Source organism: Methylomonas sp. (assembly GCF_023228165.1).
In the GTDB taxonomy this organism is placed as follows: domain Bacteria; phylum Pseudomonadota; class Gammaproteobacteria; order Methylococcales; family Methylomonadaceae; genus Methylomonas.
The window spans coordinates 92,289-113,924 of the sequence record NZ_JALOBS010000017.1 but is presented as its reverse complement, the minus strand read 5'-3'; the positions used below and the strand labels follow the sequence as shown (position 1 = coordinate 113,924).

Genomic DNA, 21,636 nt, shown 5'->3' with positions numbered 1-21,636 from the left:
CAAAATTCGTCTCTGAAATATTAAACCACGTCTTCTGACTTTCTACATTTTGCGGGGGAAGAGTCTTTCGTGTCTTGCCGAATGTTTTGACGGACTGTTTCTTGATTATATCCTGCAGGACTTGCATGCTGGCTCATCTGTATATAAAAAATATACCCATCTACATTTAGATGGAGAAGGAAAAAAGCCATGTGGATAGATTTTAGTGTCAATTCTTTTCAAGAAATATCAACCTTTTTGCTACAAGTTGCAACCCTGCGTAGCGGGCGAGCCGCATTGTCGCGGATTGTTTGCGTTGATTTGCTCATATTTCTCGAAGAAATAGTGCCAAAACTGAACATATACCGCATGGATAAACGAATTGCGCATTTTATCACCGTTTCTTTTTTGAAATCAATACAAATTAATGCAAATCAATGGCTACAATGCGCGAATCTCGGCGAATATCTGTATTCCGGGAAAACAAAATCAGACAGCGTTGATGAAACATTCATGCCATTATGAAAAATTGAGCGTATAAAGTATAGTCATAAAATCCACCAGAAAACTTTCCCACAAAGTCGGAAATATATATGAAACGCAAATGCGCTCGTAAAAAGGATAATATGATTGAATCACCCGTGGAACAAAAAGCAACAGAAATTCTATCCAAAACGGATGACGGTGAGATAAAATTTGAATCCCCGATTGAACTTAAAATTAATATTCCAGTGGTATCACAGCGCTTAATAAGCGCGATGGACTACTCCAAGAAAACCCGTAAGGAATTAGTCGCCCTCTGCAAAGAAAATGGAATCAAAGGATATAGTGGAAAGAAAAAGGATGATATTAATCGACTTCTAACGATTCCTGGAGCAGTTATCAATTCTATTATAGAAAGTTCCACAGTGACAGACGAAACAATCAGTACTGAACTCGGCGAAGCCTCGAGCGCTTCGCGCGAACTCCCCCGAAGGGGTAGAGGCTCTGCCGAACTCGCCGGATGCTCCGCCGATCTTTCAGTACAAACCACAAAGGCAGAAGTGGTTCGTGAAGTAGGGCTCGATAAATTCTATACAATTTCGGTGATATCAGAAAAATGTTTAGCAAGTATTGGTTCTCGTTATAAATGGTCCGAATGGGGAATGGTAATAGAACCAAGTGCGGGAAACGGAAGTTTCCTTACAAGAATTCCAACCGATAAAAAACTTGGTATTGATATTTCACCAGAGCACAAAGATATTATCAAACAAGACTTTCTTACATACAGACCTCCGAGCAATATTGGTAAAATACTCGTTGTTGGGAACCCCCCATTTGGCAGAGTAAGTTCCCTGGCTATAAAGTTCTTTAATCACGCGTCAAACTGGGCGGATATAATCGCTTTCATTATTCCAAGAACATTTCGCCGTGTAAGCGTTCATAATAAACTAAATGCAAACTTTCATCTTGTCTTCGATGAAGAAATCCCCATGGAACCCTGTTCGTTTTATCCTCCCATGATGGTGAAATGTTGTTTCCAAATCTGGGAAAAAAAAGACACGAAACGCACCATTGTCGAGCTATCAACTACACATGATGATTGGGATTTCTTGGGATTCGGACCAAAAGATCCAAAAGGACAACCAACGCCACCAAAAGGAGCAGACTTCGCAATTCGTGCGTATGGTGGAAAATGTGGCGAAATTATTAACACCGGACTTGAAACATTACGTCCTAAAAGTTGGCACTGGATTAAATCGAAAATAGATAAAAAGATATTAATGGAACGGTTTGCTGCTCTTGATTATACGATAAGCCTTGATACAGCGCGGCAAAACTCAATAGGTAGAGGCGATCTCGTGAGACTTTATAGTGAGACCTACGATTAAATAATATATTCAGGAATTCTGAATATCATTAATGCTTTCCAGCACTCGTCATTTATAGAAGGACGGAGAGCATACTCTTTAATACTCTTATCGTCATTCAAAGAATTAATTGTGATTATGCCGTGCTCCTTGATGGTTCCATGTGCGTATCCACCATAGGACGCAACTATTTTTTTGATTTCTGCTTTTGGAACTTTGAATATATATAATTCTCCTTCTGAATCCACATTTTCAGGAGATAGATTGTATGCAGTAAGTATATAAGTCTCGCAGTCGTGAGACGGTCTAATCTGAACGAAATTGAACTTTGTATGGGTCGTTCCTCCAAGTGATACTTTTATTTCTGAGTTCTTTCCATCCTTAGAACAGTCGCCAGTACAATCTTCTGCTTTATTCTTGATATAGTTGAACTTTGTTCGTATAAATCTTTCAAGTAGAGGACCATATTGTTGCGCAGATATGCAGTGAATCACACAATATGTATGTGCCTCTTTTAGCGTTGCCAATTTCATTATTTGGTCTTCGTGTTTTACTTTTGAGAGTGCTAAATGTTCTTTCAATCTTTTTATGCGTTCCACTTTTTCCATCGATAGTACAGTATGCAGTTCGCCTCCGGCTCGACAGCGAAGTGGGAGCTCGCCGAAGGCTCGACCGCAAAGCGGGAGCTCCACTTTTACTGGTGGTTTAATCTTCGCATCAGTTTTTGTCTCAATTATTGGTACTGAAATTGATTCTTTTTGATGAATCATTTCTATAAGATTTTCCTTTTTCTTTCCACTATATCCTTTGATTCCATTTTCTTTGCAGAGGGCGACTAATTCCTTACGGGTTTTCTTGGAGTAGTCCATCGCGCTTAAATGTATACGTATCATCAGTGTGGTGTCAAGTTTGTTGTCCAATTTTGAATTCAATTTTTTCTCGTCTATATATGCCAGTTTGAAACATTCGTTGGTCAAGTAACGTGGATTCAAATTCTAATAGTAGTAATCTGCGAATATCAGCCTTCCAGAAAAATAAAATTAAGCCAGTATACACTGTAGCAGTCTTTTTAGGAGAACGAAGCCTGTACGCTCGGGCGTCGTCCCCCTTATTTTTTTTGAAATTCATCATTCGCTTAATCAGGAGGACAAGTAGATATGTGCAGCCTTAATACGCCGAAGCGTTTTGAAAAGCTGAAAGGTGAATCCGGGGCAGAAACATATCTAAGGAATAATGGGCGGCTTATGCTCGCGTTTATAGTATTCGAAATACAAACGCGCGAATATGTCGTATTCGAGAAACAGCCACTATACGAGCAAAACGCAATGGATTTCTTCGAATTTCGCTATTCATCTTCCTCTGGCGCGCAAGTTGCGCAATCTGCAAAATCGTACCACGAAGTCATATTCGGCGATTGCAGGCAAAAAATAAAGTTCGATGTCGATATTTCAGTAAAAGATATCGTGCTTTATGAAAAAATGCGAGATATGGGTTACGAATTAATTGATAATTTGATTAATGCAATACATTCATATTTCGAAGACTGTGGTATTTCGCTAATGCAGCGAGATATTATCCTTTGTTCGTCGTGTTATGATGAAGATGTTTCTTCATTGTCAGATGATGCAAAGAAGGGCGGTCTATTAGAAAAGGTATCGTTCCATGTAGTTGTCGACAAATCTGTTAACTCCAATATTGAAGCTAAGAGAATTTGTGAAGCAATTATACAACGCATACCGCAGGAATTTCGTCAATTCATTGATGCAGGTGTAAACAAACGCATTCAAAATTTACGGATACTTGGTGAAAGACCTTTCAAAGAGGGAAAGATGTCTCCGCGCGTGAAACGCGTGGTTTTTCCGAGGTCATTGGCACAAATGCCGCGAGCTGAGCAGTTTATTATGACGCTTATTCGCAGTTATGCGCCATTAATTTCGGATTACCTACCTGCTGCTATTACTGGCAGCATGCTTGATGGGTATTTAAACGAGTTGAAAGAAAGTAGTGAAAATGGTGAATTGGCGGCGATTATAGAAAAAGCCGCGAGGGAAGCTATTCCAGAAATCATGCAGGCGCACATATTGCGCAGCAAGGGTGGGTTTATTAATGGGATGGAGATTTTTGACAGAATAGCACCCTCGCGATGTGATATTTGCGAAAGAGTTCATGACGTGGATAACACGTTCATTCTCTTTGCAAATATCAACTATCGTCGAGGGCATACACGTGATAATTGTTTGGGGGGAAACTCTCAGCAAAACAGCATCATAGATTCATCATATATAACAGTTACACGTGCATGTCGAAGAGATCCTGTCCGGAAAGTTTGGGTATGCAACATTTTTAATACAAGTTTAAATCAATCATCAATATCTTTACAACAATCATTAAGTCAGTTATCGAGGAATCATACATATCATAGTTGTTCCCAAAGAGACTGGTTTGGAGTTCTTCGAGCACGCATCGAAGCACCATTACAGTCGCCATCTCCGTTGCAAACGCGAGATAGTCCAGATGAAACCGCCAAGGCTTCACAGAGTTCGCGCGAAGCGCTCGAGCCTGCGGCGAGTTCGGCAGAGCCTCGAGCGCTACGCGGGAGTTCGGCAGAGCCTCGAGCGCTACGCGCGAGTTCATTAATTCCCGAAGTTTCGGCAATCTTGCGAGACTTTCCAGGAATTAAATTAGTTGAATACTCTCAGTCAACCATGAAAGCATTTACAGATGCTACTACCGAATTGCCGAATTGGAGGACTCTTCTTGTGAGAGCCCCGATGAAGATTGGCAAAACGAAGGCATTGAAAGAATTCGTGTCTGCATTGCCGAGCTATGAGGCAGCGAGCGCTTCGCGCGAGCCTTCGGCGAGCCAGAAGATACTTCTCGTTTCGTTCCGCAGAACATTTTCCGCAACGAGTAAAGCGGCATTCCCGGATTTCACGCTTTATTCGGATATTCCGACTGAATTGCCGCTCGCGCTTGATAAGATGATTGTTCAAGTAGAATCACTTCATCGCATTTCGCCGAAGGACTTAGAATTTGTCGACATGGTAATCTTGGATGAAGCAGAATCTATTATTGAGCAATTCGCCGCAGGGCTTTCTTCGAAGCCGGCGATTTCATTCGCAGTTTTTGAGTGGCTTTTGCGCAATGCGAAACACATTATTGCTATGGACGCATTTTTGAGCGAGAGAACTGTTGGCGTAATTCAGCGCATACGCGGAATCGCGAATGCAAATTTACCGGATACTATTTTGATAAACAATGCGTTCCAAAATGCCACAGAAGATACGCATTATTTCACTGACGACCGCGGTGTTTGGCTTCATCGCCTAAATGCCGCGCTTGCTGCAGGTGAGCGCGTAGTGATTCCAACAAATAATGCATCATTCGCTCGCAAAGTTGAGACTTATTTGGGAACCTATTTTCCAGATAAAAAGATTCTTCTTTATTCTGCAGAAACGAGCCAATCGCGGCGAAAGGAGCATTTTTCGGACGTAGCGAAATATTGGGATACATGCGATGTACTCATTTACACGCCGACGCTTACGGCTGGCGTTTCATTTGAAAAAGTCAAACATTTTTCGCAAATATTCACTTATTTCACAGATAATTCCTGTACTGCGCAAACGTGCATCCAAATGATGGGGCGCATTCGCAGTGTTGCAAAGCATAGTTTCGTTCACTGCATTGCCGAATCCGGTGGTTCTCTGCCAGAAACGCCTGCAGATTTATCTGCGTGGATATCAATGCGCGCTGAGGCATTAACGCGCGATTTAGACGGCTGTCATCTTTTGGATATTGAATTTCAGCCGAATGGCATTCCATTTATCAAAGATACGAATTTTTCCACTCTTTGGATGTATAATCAATGCATCACCAACAAATCGCGAAATGCATTTTCGCAAGTGCTGATTTCATTGATTCGCTCAACCGGGGCATCTGTTCGTTATATTTGCAACAAAGAAGTGCCCGGCGCGGAATACGAAAAAGTGCTTTCGGAGTTTGAAGGCGCCGCAAATGCTACGGATGAAAAGCGCGCAAAACAGATTTCAGCCGCTGCGGAATTAACTGCGCAAGAATACAATTCACTGCAGCAGAAATCTTCGGAGATTAATAGTGAAATAACCGAAGATGAACTTCATGAAATGCGCAAACACGAATTGCGCATAATATTCGATTGGTGGCAGAGCGATATTTCGCCAGAATTCGCAAAGGTGTATTCTTTGCCACAAAATCAAACAGTTTACCAAAATCTCAAAGAATATGACACCGCGCAAAAAGAGAAAGGAAGCGCTTCTCCATTTGCGGTATTGCGCACGGCTGAGGCACGGCGATATACTGCGATTCGCGAAGAACATGGAGAATGCGGGATGAAAACACTGCAATTTCGGCACTCATATGAGCTGCATCGCGTTATTGGCGGATTATTGGCAAATTGTGGATTTATCGGCGGAGTATTGGATTTTCATTTCTATACCGCGCGCGAAATAGAAAAAGCTATTTCCTCGAATTGCCAGCGTATTCAGCGCGGCATTCATAGCGCTGTGTGCGTAATTCCGCATTTAGAAGCAGCCGAGGGCGCGAAATCCGGTGAAACAGATAGCGTTCTGAAATTTGTTGCTAAAGCATCGGAAGCCGTTTATGGGATTGGAATAGTCAAGATGCCAGATGCTTATCGGCTTTGCCCGCTTGGTCCATTTGATTATATCGGCGGCAAAATTGTCCTGACTGAAGCTCGGCAAAGCCTCAACCCCCATTAAAATAATTCGCAAATCAAATTCACATTCATTCTTTTTTGTGCAAAAAAATGGCAATAAGCAAATCGACTTATTTCGCTGCCGACTCTAATACGCGAAGCATTACCTCATTTGCTGGAGTAAATTCGATATTGTCCGGCGCACACTGTGAAGTTACGGTTGTCGCGGCATTTTCGTGTTTTTCTTTTTTCGCTGCGGCAGTTGCTGCGTGACTTGCTGCAACGCGATTGCGAATCACAGAAATAGATTTCGCAGTAACAAGTATCGCAACGAGACCCATAGTCAAACCAATAAGAAGATAAATAATAGTAAACTTATCGTCTGGTATTAGAGGCGGAAGCGCGGAAGATGAATTGGAAGAAAGCGTCGATGAGTTTTCCTCTTCGCTATGCTGCGATGATGATGGAGGTATTTCTCGAGGGATAATTTCTATCAATCCGGCGATTTGGCATGCGATTTTCGCCGGATTACTGAGCGAAATATATGCAAATCCCCAACTCTCTGCATCGCAAGGAATGAGTTGCGCCTCAACGTGCATCGCGCTGCTTTTCGTTGCGGCATCAGCGCAATTTACGAGCGACAACTGCGAACAATCTGGTAATTTCCCCAAATGCGCCTCCAATTCACCGCCGGCACATAATTGCATGATGTCGATTGTAATTTTTTCATATTTGTCGCCAATGTCAATCGCGAAACAAATGCTGTCATTGTAATTTCGAGAAATTGCTGTCGGTGCAGCAGAAACTCCGCTGAGAATCGCGGATACGATTAGTAGTGCGTTTATCCACACGCCAAAGGCATGCGCGAACATTTTCCCAAAGTGCCCGATTGTTGTATATATACAACTTCCATCTTTTTTTGCCACTCTATTCTTGGAAAATATTTGGAATGAAATTACATCACAAATCCAAAGCGCAACTGCGCGTGTTCTTCTTTTGAATGTGCTATGCCAAAATATATACTAATAATGATTACATTTCGTCCTCCTGCTAAATCTCGGCGCAATGGAAGTAATTCAGTAGTCGCGCATTTGCGGGAATTAATGGCGCTTTTCCCCCATTTGGCGACAACCGACGAGATTGGGAAAAAGCACGCCGAAGGCGCGACCGCAATGCGGGAGCACTCGCGCAGCGAGCGAGGCTTCGCCGAGCAAGAAATCAGGCATACCACCCAGTATTGCGAATCGAGCGCCGCTGCTTCGCAGCAATCTATTTTTGATGTGATATTTCCGCTTCATCCATATCAAGAAGAATTAGTCCAGTTAATCGCTGGAAGAGAGCGAGAAGAAGATACTGTCGATTTGCGCGATATTCCTGGTGGTTGCGGGCGAACAACGGCAATTTTGGCGTTTATTGCGCGGAATCCAATTCCAGCAAGATTCGAACTTCCGCAAAGCGCAGATTCAGCCCAGACTTTCTCCAGAAGTACGCTAATCGTCACTGACGCGCGGTGGCGCAAAGAAGAATGGATACGCGCATTAGAAAATGATACGAATCTCTCCTATTTTGAACCGCATGGATGGAATGAATTGGATTTCAATGAAACGCGCGTGCGACAAGCTGATGTCATTGTGGTTAGCCTTCCTTTTCGCTTCGATACGAATATTTGCCATGCGCGCATAATTAACGATTGCGTTGAAGATTTTCTTAGTCCGAATAATTTTGCCGGGGCACGTTTGAAAAGAGCGCTTAAAACATTTACTTTGCATTCGCGATACAAACTAATGCCGAGTCAATCTTCGAGGATTGAACACGCCGAAGGTGCTCTCGCATTGCGGGAGCACTCGTGCATTGGGCAAGGATTCTTCATTGAGCATGCCGAAGGCATGACCGCAATGCGGGAGCACTCGCGCAGCGAGCGAGACTTCGTCGAGCAAGATGCGCGCCGATACACTTATTGCCCAATCGCATTAGATTATAGTATTATTAATTCTCATATTCTATCGCGCGATCCAGAAATATGCGTATTGGAGAAAGTGGCGATTCATTTCGACCAAAAAAAGACTCTTTCTCGCGCAATTGAGCAGAACTTTGTCAATACCGCAGAATGCGTTATTTGTTACACACCGATTGCGGAATGCGAGTTTGTTGCGATGTGCACGAGTTGTGGCAATACTGTCTGCGATGATTGCCTCGAGCAAATACGCGTTCAGCCATGCCCAATATGCCGCGGTACAAAGCCGCGCGTGCGTATAGATCGCGGTGTTCGACAACTACTCGTGGATTATTCTTGTGCCGGGCTTAATTGGGAAACTTTAATCGAAGATGACCCCGAATATGCAGGATTAAATGAGTTAGAATTAATAACCGCGCATATATTGAAAAATTCACTACTTTCCACGCCGGCGGAAAGCTGCCGTGGGGAATTTGGAGAAATTGTGCCGAAATCGCAGCAACACGCCGTAGGAAATATTTTAGTCATTACAAATGGCGAAGCGCGAGCCATATTTCGCCCCAGAATATTAGCCGGCATACAGGTTTATCATTCCGGCGCAAAAATTCCAAAGAAAGTTGCCAATGCAGCGCATAAAATATTTACGATTGATGCGCGCGAAATTTATGATTGGAAACTCAATCTTTCAAAGCATCCGCATTTATTCTTGGATTATTCTCTTGCAGATTTGGAAAATATAACAGATATCGTTTCTGTCTCGTTGGAGACAATCATAATTAAGAGTCTGCTGCATATTCACGCGCGCTTTCCTTTGCGTTTCCATTATTATGGCGCTGACAATACGGACGAATAATTCATCAAAAAATGAGCGAGCGAACAAATATATACTCGCTTATTTTTTAAGATGATTTATCTCGATAACAATGCCACGACGCTTATGCCAGAATGTGCAAAGCAAGAAATGATAAAATGGACGAATCATGGCAATCCATCGGCGACTTATCCATCTGCGCGCGAAGCCAAAAAGATGATGGACGAATTTCGCGATTACATAGCGAAAAGTCTCGGTGTGCAGAGTTGCTGCACGGATCGCCCCGATGCCGCAGATACTGCGAAACGCGCCCAAACGATTGGCGAAATCGCGCCGAATCTCTATAAAGTAATTTTTACATCTTGTGGGTCGGAATCAAATTGCTTCATCATTCGCTGTACTATAGAGGCATTCACTTTGCGAACCCATGTTATTCCACATGTTATTGTTTCGGCTATTGAACATAAATCAATAATCGCACTTGTCGAACAATTAGAACGCTGCGGCTATTGCACAGTATCGCGAATATTGCCGAAAATGAGTGGGCATATTTTGGCAGAAGATGTTGCGCGCGAAATTCGCCCAAATACATGCCTGGTAAGCATACAACATGCGAATAATGAAACAGGCGCGATTAATGATATCGCCGCGATTGCCGCCGTTTCGCACAAAATGCGAGTGCCGTTTCATAGCGATATAGTTCAGTCATATGGGAAAATCCCTATTAATTTAGTGAAAAGTGGTATTGATACAGTGAGCATAAGTTTCCATAAAGTTCATGGCGCTCCGGGGCTTGGCGCGCTTGTCATCAAAGAGCAATTTCTCTGCGGATATCATCTCGAACCTTTAAGTCCAGGCGGAGGCGAAATGCAATGGCGTTCCGGAACACAAGCGCCACACAATATTGCTGCGGCATTTGCCGGGACAGTATTTACTTTCGAGAGAATGGAATCCACAACAAGAAATCACTACACGCTGAAGTCAGAACTAGTAAAGATGCTTCATGCGCGAATTCCAACGCGTACATTCGAAGAATACATGCAATCACGCAAAAAATACGAATTAGAATGCGTTATTCTGCAAGATACAGCGCGACCGAGAGATTATTTACCTAATACAATATTAATGTCCATTGCGAAGCATGTAGGCGAAACTGCGTGCAATTCGCTCATCAAGCAGAAATTGGAAGATGCCGGCGTTATTGTGAGCGTTTCGTCCGCGTGTCTTTCTTCGCATAAAGGAGCATCGCACGTTTTACTGGCGATGAATGTGCCGACAATCATATCGGACGGCGTAATCAGGGTCTCGATGGGCACTGAAACCACTATTGCCGATATTCGCGCATTTGTGAATGGCTTTCTTGCGGAAGGAATTCGCCAATTGCAGATAACAAAGAGCGGAAAAGCCGTGCGAGATGAAAAAAATAAGTAACGTGCAACGCACCGCGCACAAATTGTGCGGCGAAATTAGTCCTCGTCATCGGCATCATCTTCATCCACAAGGTCATCTGTCTGCTGCGTTTTGCCGCTTGATTCTTCTTTTTTTGTCACAGATTCGCTTTGCGGAGCCGCAATTGCGGTTTCTTGCGGAGCAGCGCTCGCAGCCGCCGGTGATTCATAGCGCGCAGCTTGTTCAGAAGTCAGCACGTCAATCGCAACTGTAAGTTGAATAGCATAATCATCGGCTTCTAATGCTAAGCGTCCAAGCCCAGTGCGTACTATCATTTTCCGCTGAGAATCCGCGGCAATTATTAAATCTTCAGTTAAGCTTGGAGATGTTAATGGACGAATATAACTTAGTGGAACAACAGAAACGAAAATATCACAATCCGCAATTGATGATTCAAGATGAATCTTATCCGGGTCTGTATAAATGCCGGAATATGCGAAACGCGATAACTCATGCATGCAAATGCGCAGCGGCTCATTTCCTTGCTTTTGTATGGAGAAATCGCGGACAGAATATTTCAGGTCTTTTATCTTGTTTTTCAGATGTGCACCACTGATAACAAATCGCACTGGGTAAGTCGCATCATCGAAATTCTTACTCGGAGTTTCGCTTATCTGCGTTAACTGCGGCGATTCGATTTCAAACTGGTCATCGCTATTATAGAGCGTATCATGCAGCACAATACACAGAGTTGTATTTCCGTGGCGATTGATACAGATTGTAATCTGACTGTGCGATTTTTCGAGCGGCGCAAGGGCGATTTCGAACTTATCGCGTTTCACAGATACACAACAGGGTTCCGCGCAATAATAAGATGAAACATATCTACAATTAACTGCGGCGATTATAGTTACTCTATTTGTGTAATCTTTGCCGGAGATGGTGAATTGATTTTTTGCAAACTCTAATTCGAGATTAATAGTATTATACGCTTTGAATAGATTAACGATGCGTTTGATTTCGGCGGGATGTTGATAAGTAAATTCTACTGAATTTCTCGCATCCTGCGGGGCTTGAAGAATGCCGCCGCTCGTCGGCTGGAGAAATGACGGCTTCTTACGCGGGCGCCCGGGGCGCTTCTTCGGAATTTCGGCGGCGCAATTCTCTGACATATTACCAAAAAATATAATTTTATTCCTATTTTATTTAGATGGCGTTTTTGCGAGCCGCTCTCAACCAAATCGCCGAAGAAAGTAGACTTTAAGCGGGATATCGAATATTTCAGTTATATCGTCGATTAGCGTTGTTTCGAAGAATTTCGAAAGCGCAGATTCGATAATAACTCTATCGCCATCTGCTTTTTGCTGAATTTCCGTTACTCCGCTCGCTAATCGCTGGCAAATGGAGCGCAATCGCGCATATACGGAAATGTGTTTTTCCGGCTCAACAAAATCTCTACCTGCGACAGTAGCGTATGCATCAAATACAATTCCATAATATTCGCTCAAGGATAAACTCTCTCGGCTTTCATCCAAACGCGCGAGGATTTTCCTAAGTAAAGCCGCGATAAATGTGCTAATCGCGGATTTGTCGGGCGGCGAATCGCGATACATATTGATGAATTGCGTACTGCGGTCATCAAAGCATTCGCGCAAAATCTCTTCTTCAAGAATAGCATTATAAGTATCTACGCGCCTGGATTGCCCTTCAAGGAGAAATTTCGCAGCGGAAATAGGAACGCACACGCGTTGCAATATCTCCGCAATATTCCCAGATTCGGCGGCGAAATCATTGCCAATCTGCTCCAAATCATCACTGGTAAATTGCGCCGGCAAACTCACAACGCGAAATACATTGCCAGTAATCGTTTCAAGAATGAGGACTTTTTCTTGAAGTTTCCCACTCGAAACATAGAACATCGGCAATTTATCTGCGTTTTCCATGCGCGAATATTCGCGAATTGTGTTGAATCGCGTGATAAATTGCTCAGTCAAACCAGCGCGTGGATTTGTAAACAATTTGCGCGTCGTGATGAATTGCTCATCGAAAAGCCCGCGTGAATCTGTTTCGATGGGTTTTTCGCTTATGCTATTCAAGAAGAAAACAGTTACGCCCAAATTGCGCGCCAAGAAATCGAGATTTTCTTCCAGTGATAGCGCGATTTGATATTCTTCGCCAATCGCGTGAAACAGCGTTTTCCTCGAGATACTCTGTGTAATCGGCGAAAGTCCTCCTGCTGCGAGAATTTGCTCGAATAGAGGAATCTGCGGGTCGAGCGCGACAGTTTCAATTCCGAATGATGCGTTTCGCTGCGCAATTGCGCTATTGCGGAGTTGCGCGGTATTATTGCCGGATTGCTGGAGAACTTGCGATAACTTAATATGAAAACCATTACACCTGCCGGCAGTTATTTCATTTGCTATAAGTTCCATAATCTTATCTGCGGCGGGTGGATTTATTTTTTGTGGAATTGCATCGAGAATACTTTTCGCGGCAGCGAGTACGGTTGGATTTTCGGCGGTACATGTCGTCAAAATCGCGGAATATTTTTTGGAAAGCCACTCCATTGTCGTGAGAATGCTCGGCGGAGCCTCGCTCGCTGCGCGAGTGCTCAACGAAGGCGAACCCTCGGATTCCTGCGGAAATGGTTCAAGTAGCGCGTCAATTTGACTTCGCGATAGAGTGGGAATCGATGATACAATTGAGTCAGCCGCTGATGAAATCGCGGCAATTTCTGTTTTCGACATTTCCATTTTACTATATACTGAAAGTGAATATATATTATCGAGATTGGCGTGTCAATTAAAGAAAATCACACAATGCAACACGGCGAAAGCGATCCATCCCAAGAAAGAATCCCAATTTCACTCGATATCTGCGGCGATACAGAATTTACACAGCGCGCGCCTGAGCGACAAAATGTTCCGCGCGTAATTGCCACTGGAGCGCCAAGGAAAATAATCGGCGAAACTATGCCCGCCGCGCATATGCAGCCAGTTCGCGAAGAAGCGCATGTTATTAATGCAGATAGCGATGTCGTATTAAATCGCGGGGCGCGTTATGGCGCTGCTGCGCGCGCAGTTGCAACAACCGCCGCTGTAGCACAACATCCGGGCATTTTGGATACAATCCGCGAAAATAAGCTCATTGTCATTATTATCGTATTGATTATCATTATTATCGCTGTAATCGCGTATCTTATCTTGAAACGAAAGAAAGACCCACCCGGCGATGCACCGCCAGGTCCAACAGTATATGAGCAAGTTCCGTCGCAAGAGAGACCAACTCAGCCACAATTGACTCGTGCGGAAAAATTAAAACGCATCATTGAGCAGCAAGCAAAGCGCGAAAGCGACGCCGAGGCTTCACGGGCGCCGCCAATCGCCGATGTGTCGCCGATTGCGAAACCAGCAGAAAATCGCTCATCCGCAACTAAACGCGTCGAAAATTGCGAAACTGCGGAATCAGCTGCGCCAGCAACTCGGCAAAGCCTCGACGCCTCCGGCGGAGTACCACATGAAGCAGAATCACTAAATGAAGAAGATAATAATACTTCAGCCCAAAAAGTGGAAGATGATTCGCCACTCATGCAAAGCGCACCAGTTGAAGGTTCACCTTCAAATTCGCCAGAAGATGAATCCGCTGCAGCGCAAGATTCTGATGCAATATTGAAGGAACACAATCCAGCTCGACAGAGCCCCACCGGAGGCGTCGAGGCTTCGCCAAGCACTGACACTGCATCAGGCAGTACTCCGAGTGAAATAGTGATGTGCAAGAAGAAAGTAGGGCGCGGATTGTGTAAAAATCGCGTTGTTGAAGGTACAGAATTGTGCGCCGCGCATTCAAAGAAATGAATCGTACATCTCGTGCGCGATTCCGCAGAGATTCTACCGAAATGATGCGAGTTTTTCACTGTGCTCGAGTAAGGGATTGTTCGCGCGCGAGATAACACCAAAATTCAATTCTAACTAAATAAATACCATTATTTTCCATTTCTTTTTTGTGTATTTTTGGGGCGGCGAAATTGTTGCGGAATTGGTCGAATTATTGCCAATTTGGCATAAAATTGAGGTTGCGAATTTTATTATAAAACAATGCTACTGAAGCATTATATCACGTGGAAAACACCGTAAACGAGCATTATCGGCGACGAACCATTCAATCAAGTAAGCAAACCACAAAACAATCAAGAAATGTCATCTGATGAGAAGAAGAACCCCGTAGGAGTCTCTGCTGACCCAGCCGTTGGCGCACCAGCGCCAACAACGAAAAAAACAAAGAAGAATGCTGCGAAGCCCGCAAAGCCCACTGAAAAGCCCACTGAAAAACCCACTGAAAATGCCACAGTGAAGCCCACTGAGAACACGGCTGAGAAACCCGTTGAGAAGCCGGCTGAGGCTGCAGCCGCTCCAAAGGGACGCAAGAAGAAGAATGCCGCAGAAAAGAATGCACCTGCTGCCGTTCCCGCGGCAGTGGCGACCGAAGCCGTAAAGGAAAAGAAACATCGCGGAGGAAAGAAGAAAGCAGCCGATGCACCGGTTGCACAATCTGCGGCGGCGAAGCCAAATCGCACTAAAGCGGCAGCCGCCGCTGCGAAGGAAATTCCCGCAACTGCGGTTGGAGATGTTTCGCCAAAAATCGCATTTTCTGCGATTTGCGCAAAAGTAAATGGCGGCTCGATTCATATCGATAATGCAGCGCCATTTGATTTCAAGGAAAGCGGCACAACAACTGACCTCATTCCTGCAGCGCGTGTTCGCCATCAATTTAATCATCTCTTGAATGTCTGCGTGGAAGGCAAGATTCACGAGATGCTCACGGCATCAGAGTCCGAAAAGAATGAAGCAAAGAAAAAGGAATTGGATGATGCGCTCGAAGCAGCGCGTAAAGTGCGTGTTCGCATAAGTAAGGATGTTGTCGCTTACATGACTTATATTTGCAATAAGCTTACGTGCGAAATTCTTAATGCCGTGATTAAGACTGCGCAAGCACAGAAGAATCCTAAATCGATTATGACGACTGAAATGTTCATGTCTTTGGATATTGATACGCGCCGCAAGTTTGTTTCACTGTTGCCGCTGATTGAAAATTTGCCGATTTACAATGAGGCATATGATACGCAGATGTACACGCGCGTTACGAATGCAGCACTCGCCGCAGCAAATGAGTATATTAAAGCCATCAAGCATAAGTTGACAACTCAAGTGCGCTCAATTATTTCGCCGGTTGAGGTATCCTTTGATGTTGCAGAGGAAGCAGAAGCGCCAGCGGCAGATGAAGAGCTCCCGCGTAGCGGTCGAGCCGAAGGCGAGCTCGGCGAAGCCTCGACCGCTCCGCGGGAGCCAGCAGCCGCTGCTGCGGATGCGGCAAAGTCTGCGGACACTGAGGAAACCAGTCTTAATTCTCTCGGCTTTAAGACTTATATCGCGCGCATCAATAAGCGCGTTCTCAAGCAACTCGGCATCAGCAATATGCGGCTCAATCTCGGATTTAAGGATTTCATCAATGGAATTCTCATTGCGCTGATTCAGCGCACTGCCGCATATGCGCATGAGTATATTCACACTCAACGCGCGAAGACTGTAAGCATCGCTGTAGTTTCCGGCGCACTTCGGTTCTTCATTCATGAAGGCAGTGCAAATCTGGGCATTCCTTCGGATGAATTCAGCATCCGTAATGTGCAGCAGAAGAGCGGCGATATGCGCATGGAGGCGTTCTTGACTGACCGCGCTGTGCAAGTGATAACCGATATTGACGCAATTGTTATTGCGGCGCTTGCGAAGCAAAATGCCGAAATGAAAGCAAAGCAGAGTGAGAAGAAGGCTGGAGCATCATCCACAGTGGTGCCAAGTGGCACTGCAGCTGGAAAAGCCCCCAGCGAGTCTGCTGAACCAAAGAAGAAGGGGCGAAAGCCCGGCGTAAAAGCGGCAACTCCCGCTGCGCCAGCAGAAACTGCTAAGGATGCTCCGGTGTCTTAAGGAAATTCAGCCAAATTCATTATTCTAATATTATTCTATTATTTTTTTGAAAAGCGGCGCAACCCGCGGTATAGGATACCCATTTCACTTCGAGATTTTTCGCGTTCTGGTTAATTATCCACAAATCAATTGGCGCGGATGACAATAAAACTGGCTTGTGCCAATTATAAATCAGCATTATCCAATATTCGAGCAAAGAACATTTCTCATTTTCGGATTAGAAAGTGGCGGCGTTAGTAAAAAACACTTATCGAACAATCTTATTTTAGGAATAACGCTCTTTGCCCGAAAATATTTGGCAAAATACAGCTCGCGCACAATAACCCGCCATTCGAATATTGGCAGGGATGTTAGTGGTGCTCGCAATATAGAATAAAAAATAACGCCATACGTTCGGCTTGTTACAAGTTGTCAAAAACTTGCTTATTAGCCTTTATAGGCTGGAAGGTAAATGAATGGATAATTCTTCTTTTCGAGAAATATCGAGTTCAATGTAATGGAAAGGCTGCTGTACCGTATTCTTTTTTTGAAACATGGCAAATCAAAATATTAACGAAATGCCGATTTGTGTAGTCCACACTTGTAATAAACGCGCAACGTGGGGCACTCGTTTGCAAATGCCCGCTTATTGTGCTGAGCATGCTAAAAAACGTAATAAACGCATCGAGAAAATATCGCCTGATTTCCCGAAAGCTAATCCGGATTATCTTTGGTATGTTATTGGTGCAATTTGTGTCGAGTGCGGAGGAGAAATCGGTAAATCTTACCTTGCATATCAACGCCCGCATAAAGCGAGTTACGGATATCCTGGCAAAAAAGCCGTGGCATGTGCTCGCCATAAAAAAGAAGGAATGTTTGGATATTGGCGTACCGACAAACATGTGGTTGTATTACAAGAAGATTCAAAAACGCCATGCCAAAATAAATCGCCAGAAAGAGGAATTGTAGGAGTCTCGGCACCTCCAGCGGAGCTCGCCGAAGCCTCGACGCCTCCGGCGGAGCTCCCGCGTAGCGGTCAAGCCGAGGGCGAGCTCCCGCGTTGCGGTCGAGCCGAGGGCGAGCTCGCTGAAGGCTCGACACCTTCAGCGGAGCTTGGTGAAGGCTCGATCGCTTCGCGGCTCGCCAAAGGCTTGATAACACGGCGCGCCAAATGCTCAACGCATCCGGCAGACCCAAAAACAATTCCAATGGACGAATCATATGCCGATGACGAATTCTTACCATTAGCGAGAATGCGCGAAAAGATCGAAAATTTAGCAAAAACACGTGGTTCGCGTTTGCAAAAATCAATACCAGTGAATAAAGCATCGATCGTCGCAAAAGAATACGATTCAGATGCGGATAATCCGCCGCCGCGCAAAATTGCAAAGACTGAAAAATATCGCGCAACACCAGAGAAAATACGCAAAACAATCGAATCAGCAGCAAAATTATGTGATGCATTCAAATCGGTGGCGGGATCATATCGCACTGCAGCAATTGCGCTACAAGCAAACGCACAAGAGCCAATAGTGGCAAGTGTACGCGAAGCTGCGGAGCCAACGGCAAACACTCTGCCACATATAGTCGCAGAACCATCAACAGCGAATACGCCGCCTGCAGAATCACGCGAAGAAATATCGACCGACTCGAGAAAATCATCCATTTTCTCGCCGAAGTCTACTCTTAGTGCTGTTCTGAGCGTTATTCCTATTCTAGAAAAACATATCGCATGGTGTGTCGAAGATAAATTCGAAACAAAGGATACAAGCACACGCGGCAGCGATGTCACGGCTTGCTTTAATTTGCAGCAAAATATAATTGTCGTTAAGTTTCAGTCCGCGCAAAATAGTAGCGAATTAGAACGTATAAAAACCGCGGCTAATCTCCCATATGCCTTCGAAAAAAAGCATATCACTGCCATCTTTTGCAATATATTTGGTGATTATCAGACGCTCGACACGGGCAGTGGGAAAATGAATCCGTACAATCGCGTCGACATTCTTATTGATTTGTTGCAATCAATCATTGCGGTACCGGTAATATTCGACGACCCATTTAAAATATTTACAGTCTGTATCGGTTATGATAGGTGCAGAAGCTGCATTTCTCGGCAAATGATCACATTCAACAAAGAGGAAAAACGCGCAATCGTGATTCCACTCTAAGCGCGCATATATTTGCTACCATTCTCTTATTCCATTGCTGCAGTTACGCAATCAATAGAATCTGCTATTTGCGCCAAAATAGAAGCGAGAATGGTAAATTGCTTTTCTATCTTTTTTGCAATTTTCGCGATTGCGATTTCGATGTGAAGTGCTTCTTTGATACAAATAATAATATCCTGTTTTGTTTGATTCTCAGCGGCAATCATTCGCTGAAATAGTTTATCAATCTCACCGTTTGGCATCATTTTTTTCTCCAGAAGCGGCGTTCTATCGACTGCAGATATAGAAGCGAATGAATCATCAATGTGCGAAATAAATTCCGGCGTTAGTCCGCATATCGGCTGCAAAGCAGCAATTTCGCGCACAAACGCAACGCATTCTTCCGTCGCAATAATGAGATTTTGCCAACAACCGATAATATCAGGATGTTCGGATGCCATATCGGCGAATATCGAAATAGCTCCAGAACTCGGCGGTGGCGCAATAATAGTAATCGCACCATTCGCTTGAAGCCGATGCACAGAATAATCGGCGAATTTCCGCCGTAATGTATCGAATTCACGCGCGATTTTCGCCGAGGTTTCGCGAATGTGGCTGCAAATCTCTATTTCGCAAAGATAATCGCCGATTTTCACATATGGAGACTTTGATAATAAATCTCTAAGCTTCAGTTGCAAACTTTCCGTTGGGGGATTGGTTTCGAGAAAGTGCTGCAATTCTTCGGCAAATAGAATTATTTTATAGGAAACTTCATTGTATTCGGCGCGCGTTGATTCGTGGTCGCTTACATCTTGTTCATCTTCGATAAATCCTCCTTCTCGCAATTCGCCGAGAATATCGCACTCATCGACAAGAATCGTACCATCATCAGGCAAATCAAAAGAATAATCAGTTGCATATTCAGTTGCCATCTTATTTTATCTCGCTGCATAATATACAAAACAGATGAAAAAAGTAGATACAGATTTATCGATTGTGAGCGACGATGATACGCAAAGCAGCGATTTTGCAATCGTCGATGTTGACGAGGAAGATTTCGCGATTGTAGGCGCGTTTGATGATGTCGACGATGAAGAGGATGTTTCGCCAAAAAACGCGGGTGCTTTAGTGGACCTTAAACTGGAGCCGCCAATTCTTTACGATTTTCCCAAAGACAAAGCGGCGAAAAAAGATGCTACACTCGCGAAACTCATTCCGGAAAATATTTCCACTGTTTGCGCATTGACGCGCGATGAAAAATGCGCGTGCCTTTTGCCGTCGACGATTGAGAAAATCGGCGATAAACTTGGGATTGTCGCCGGCGAACCACAGCAAATTGCCGAAAAAGCAAAAGAAACTCTTCATTGCGAAGACGGGAAATGCGTGCTGAATCGAATGAAAGACAAAATTGATGCACAGACATTCGCCCTCGAAAATGCGACTGCGTTTAAGCGGAAAGGTCCGGTAGATGTTAAACTACTTAATAATTATGATATTGATGACACACTGAACGCCTGGAGCATGGAACCGCAGTTTGCACGAAGCGCCCGAGCCTCTGGCGAGTCTGCGGGCTTTTTCGCATATAATTTTAATATGCGCGATTATGAGCAACATTCCATCCGCGATACTCGCATCGTGAATTCGCCAGATTCTCTCGCGACAACTGATTGGCGAAAGTTATATGCCGAGAATTATCGGACCTCTGCGTGTGTGATTAACAGCGATAATTATTCTGGCGGCGGCAAACATTGGATGGCATTGTTCGTTGATACGCGAGATGAAAATCCCAAAAAATGGAGTATTGAATTCTTTAATAGCGCCGGCAATAATCCAGCACCAGAATGGGTGAAATGGATGATTAAAACGCGCGATGAACTCGCGCAATGCGCTCGAGCCTGTGGCGAATTGAAGGCAATCGCGGGTGGCGAATCAGCGCCGCGATTGATTAATGTTTGCCGTATTCGCCATCAGCATTCGCGCACTGAATGCGGCGTTTATTCGCTGTTTTATATTTGGGCGCGCCTTCATGGAGTTCCCGCGGATTATTTCTTGAAAACACCAGTCCCTGACCAATTAATGTTTGAATTTCGCCAGCATCTTTTCGGCTCCCGCGCAGCAGTGCCTTCGGCGGGCTTCCGCGGAAAACAACCTGCAATACTAAATGCAAATGGAGCACAAATGCGCTGCAAGTTTGATTATGATAAGTTTAAACAATTAGTAAAAATCGAATGGGAATAAAGTTCGCGATAAATATACACGATGCCGACAATGTATGTCATTGCGATAATAATACTTATACTTATCATTATTATCGCGTTCCTCACGCGAGAAAAAACAGAACCGCTTATCCCTTGCAACTGCAATAATAAGCAATCTGCGTTTTTCAATCCATATTTTCTGCCAACAGTCGCGCTTGTACCAACTTCCAATGCCGATTTCACATCGCGCAGTTTGCCGGACCATGAGCCGTTCGAATATTAAGATTAACACAAATACGCGAATTTTTATTTATTTTTTGAGAAGCTGAATATATAGTCACTTCAAGAAAATGGCAACCGCTGCGATGATGGTGGGACCGGCACTTTCCAATGCCGATAAAATTGGGCAAGGAGCGCGTTCCATGATGATGGGCTGGGCAATGTTAATCGGCGTAATTTTAGTTTTCATTATCATTATTGTGCTGGTGGTTCGCCTCACTGGTAGCAAAGAGAAACTTTCCGCGCAAGAGGAAAGAGAATTAAATTTGCGGGCAAAATTACTCGGCATTGCGAAATAATTCGCATCACGAAATATTTCATATTCGATTAATTATTTTTTTCGAAAAGTTATTCCAACTAAAGATATATACGAGGTGTC

Annotated in this window: 15 protein-coding genes; 10 read left to right on the top strand and 5 right to left on the bottom strand. The window is 44.2% G+C overall.

From position 1 onward, the window contains the following. The first annotated feature begins 189 nt into the window (after positions 1 to 189). Complete coding sequence (locus M0R33_RS14150) at positions 190 to 504, top strand: hypothetical protein (protein ID WP_292570400.1); 315 nt, start codon at positions 190 to 192, stop codon at positions 502 to 504. Positions 505 to 572: 68 nt separating this feature from the next. Next, on the top strand, positions 573 to 1,850 hold the full coding sequence (locus M0R33_RS14145; protein ID WP_292570397.1) for a hypothetical protein: 1,278 nt from the start codon (positions 573 to 575) through the stop codon (positions 1,848 to 1,850). Here M0R33_RS14145 and M0R33_RS14140 read toward each other — a convergent pair. Then, a complete protein-coding gene (locus M0R33_RS14140) occupies positions 1,847 to 2,761 on the bottom strand; it encodes a Rho termination factor N-terminal domain-containing protein (protein WP_292570394.1) in 915 nt (304 codons plus the stop codon). The two genes, M0R33_RS14145 and M0R33_RS14140, sit on opposite strands and share 4 nt — an antisense overlap. A 225-nt stretch (positions 2,762 to 2,986) precedes the next feature. Between M0R33_RS14140 and M0R33_RS14135 the strand changes: the two genes are divergently transcribed. Beyond that, positions 2,987 to 6,586, top strand: coding sequence for a hypothetical protein (locus tag M0R33_RS14135; protein WP_292570392.1), 3,600 nt, complete (start codon positions 2,987 to 2,989; stop codon positions 6,584 to 6,586). Between the two features lie 67 nt (positions 6,587 to 6,653). Here M0R33_RS14135 and M0R33_RS14130 read toward each other — a convergent pair whose 3' ends face one another. Further along, the gene (locus M0R33_RS14130) at positions 6,654 to 7,448 is read right to left on the bottom strand and encodes a hypothetical protein (RefSeq protein WP_292570389.1); all 795 of its coding nucleotides are present in this window, start codon (positions 7,446 to 7,448) and stop codon (positions 6,654 to 6,656) included. Positions 7,449 to 7,550: 102 nt separating this feature from the next. On the opposite strand from M0R33_RS14130, the gene M0R33_RS14125 reads away from it, so the two are divergent. Together M0R33_RS14125 and M0R33_RS14120 are read left to right on the top strand one after the other, a co-directional pair. Then, positions 7,551 to 9,329, top strand: a complete 1,779-nt coding sequence (locus M0R33_RS14125) for a hypothetical protein (protein ID WP_292570385.1) — start codon at positions 7,551 to 7,553, stop codon at positions 9,327 to 9,329. A gap of 51 nt (positions 9,330 to 9,380) precedes the next feature. Next, positions 9,381 to 10,718 carry an aminotransferase class V-fold PLP-dependent enzyme gene (locus tag M0R33_RS14120; RefSeq protein WP_292570382.1) on the top strand — a complete coding sequence of 446 codons (1,338 nt, stop codon included), beginning with the start codon at positions 9,381 to 9,383 and terminating at the stop codon, positions 10,716 to 10,718. A 35-nt stretch (positions 10,719 to 10,753) separates the two neighbouring features. Here M0R33_RS14120 and M0R33_RS14115 read toward each other — a convergent pair whose 3' ends face one another. Then, the gene (locus M0R33_RS14115; RefSeq protein ID WP_292570379.1) at positions 10,754 to 11,848 is read right to left on the bottom strand and encodes a hypothetical protein; all 1,095 of its coding nucleotides are present in this window, start codon (positions 11,846 to 11,848) and stop codon (positions 10,754 to 10,756) included. A gap of 60 nt (positions 11,849 to 11,908) precedes the next feature. Further along, entirely contained in the window at positions 11,909 to 13,423 is a 1,515-nt protein-coding gene (locus M0R33_RS14110) for a hypothetical protein (RefSeq protein ID WP_292570376.1), read from the bottom strand. Between the two features lie 72 nt (positions 13,424 to 13,495). Here M0R33_RS14110 and M0R33_RS14105 point away from each other — a divergent pair, with 72 nt between their 5' ends. From M0R33_RS14105 to M0R33_RS14095, 3 genes are all read left to right on the top strand, one after another. Beyond that, positions 13,496 to 14,530, top strand: a complete 1,035-nt coding sequence (locus tag M0R33_RS14105; protein WP_292570373.1) for a hypothetical protein — start codon at positions 13,496 to 13,498, stop codon at positions 14,528 to 14,530. A 339-nt stretch (positions 14,531 to 14,869) separates the two neighbouring features. Continuing rightward, a complete protein-coding gene (locus tag M0R33_RS14100) occupies positions 14,870 to 16,654 on the top strand; it encodes a hypothetical protein (protein ID WP_292570370.1) in 1,785 nt (594 codons plus the stop codon). A 533-nt stretch (positions 16,655 to 17,187) separates the two neighbouring features. Continuing rightward, entirely contained in the window at positions 17,188 to 18,801 is a 1,614-nt protein-coding gene (locus M0R33_RS14095; RefSeq protein ID WP_292570367.1) for a hypothetical protein, read from the top strand. Between the two features lie 26 nt (positions 18,802 to 18,827). Here the strand turns inward: M0R33_RS14095 and M0R33_RS14090 are convergent, their stop codons facing one another. Continuing rightward, positions 18,828 to 19,712, bottom strand: coding sequence for a hypothetical protein (locus tag M0R33_RS14090; RefSeq protein ID WP_292570365.1), 885 nt, complete (start codon positions 19,710 to 19,712; stop codon positions 18,828 to 18,830). A 34-nt stretch (positions 19,713 to 19,746) separates the two neighbouring features. Here M0R33_RS14090 and M0R33_RS14085 point away from each other — a divergent pair, with 34 nt between their 5' ends. Together M0R33_RS14085 and M0R33_RS14080 are read left to right on the top strand one after the other, a co-directional pair. Next, entirely contained in the window at positions 19,747 to 21,018 is a 1,272-nt protein-coding gene (locus tag M0R33_RS14085; protein ID WP_292570362.1) for a Ulp1 family isopeptidase, read from the top strand. A gap of 310 nt (positions 21,019 to 21,328) precedes the next feature. Beyond that, positions 21,329 to 21,556 (top strand): hypothetical protein, encoded by a 228-nt coding sequence (locus tag M0R33_RS14080; RefSeq protein ID WP_292570359.1) that lies wholly within the window; start codon positions 21,329 to 21,331, stop codon positions 21,554 to 21,556. Positions 21,557 to 21,636 lie beyond the last annotated feature (80 nt).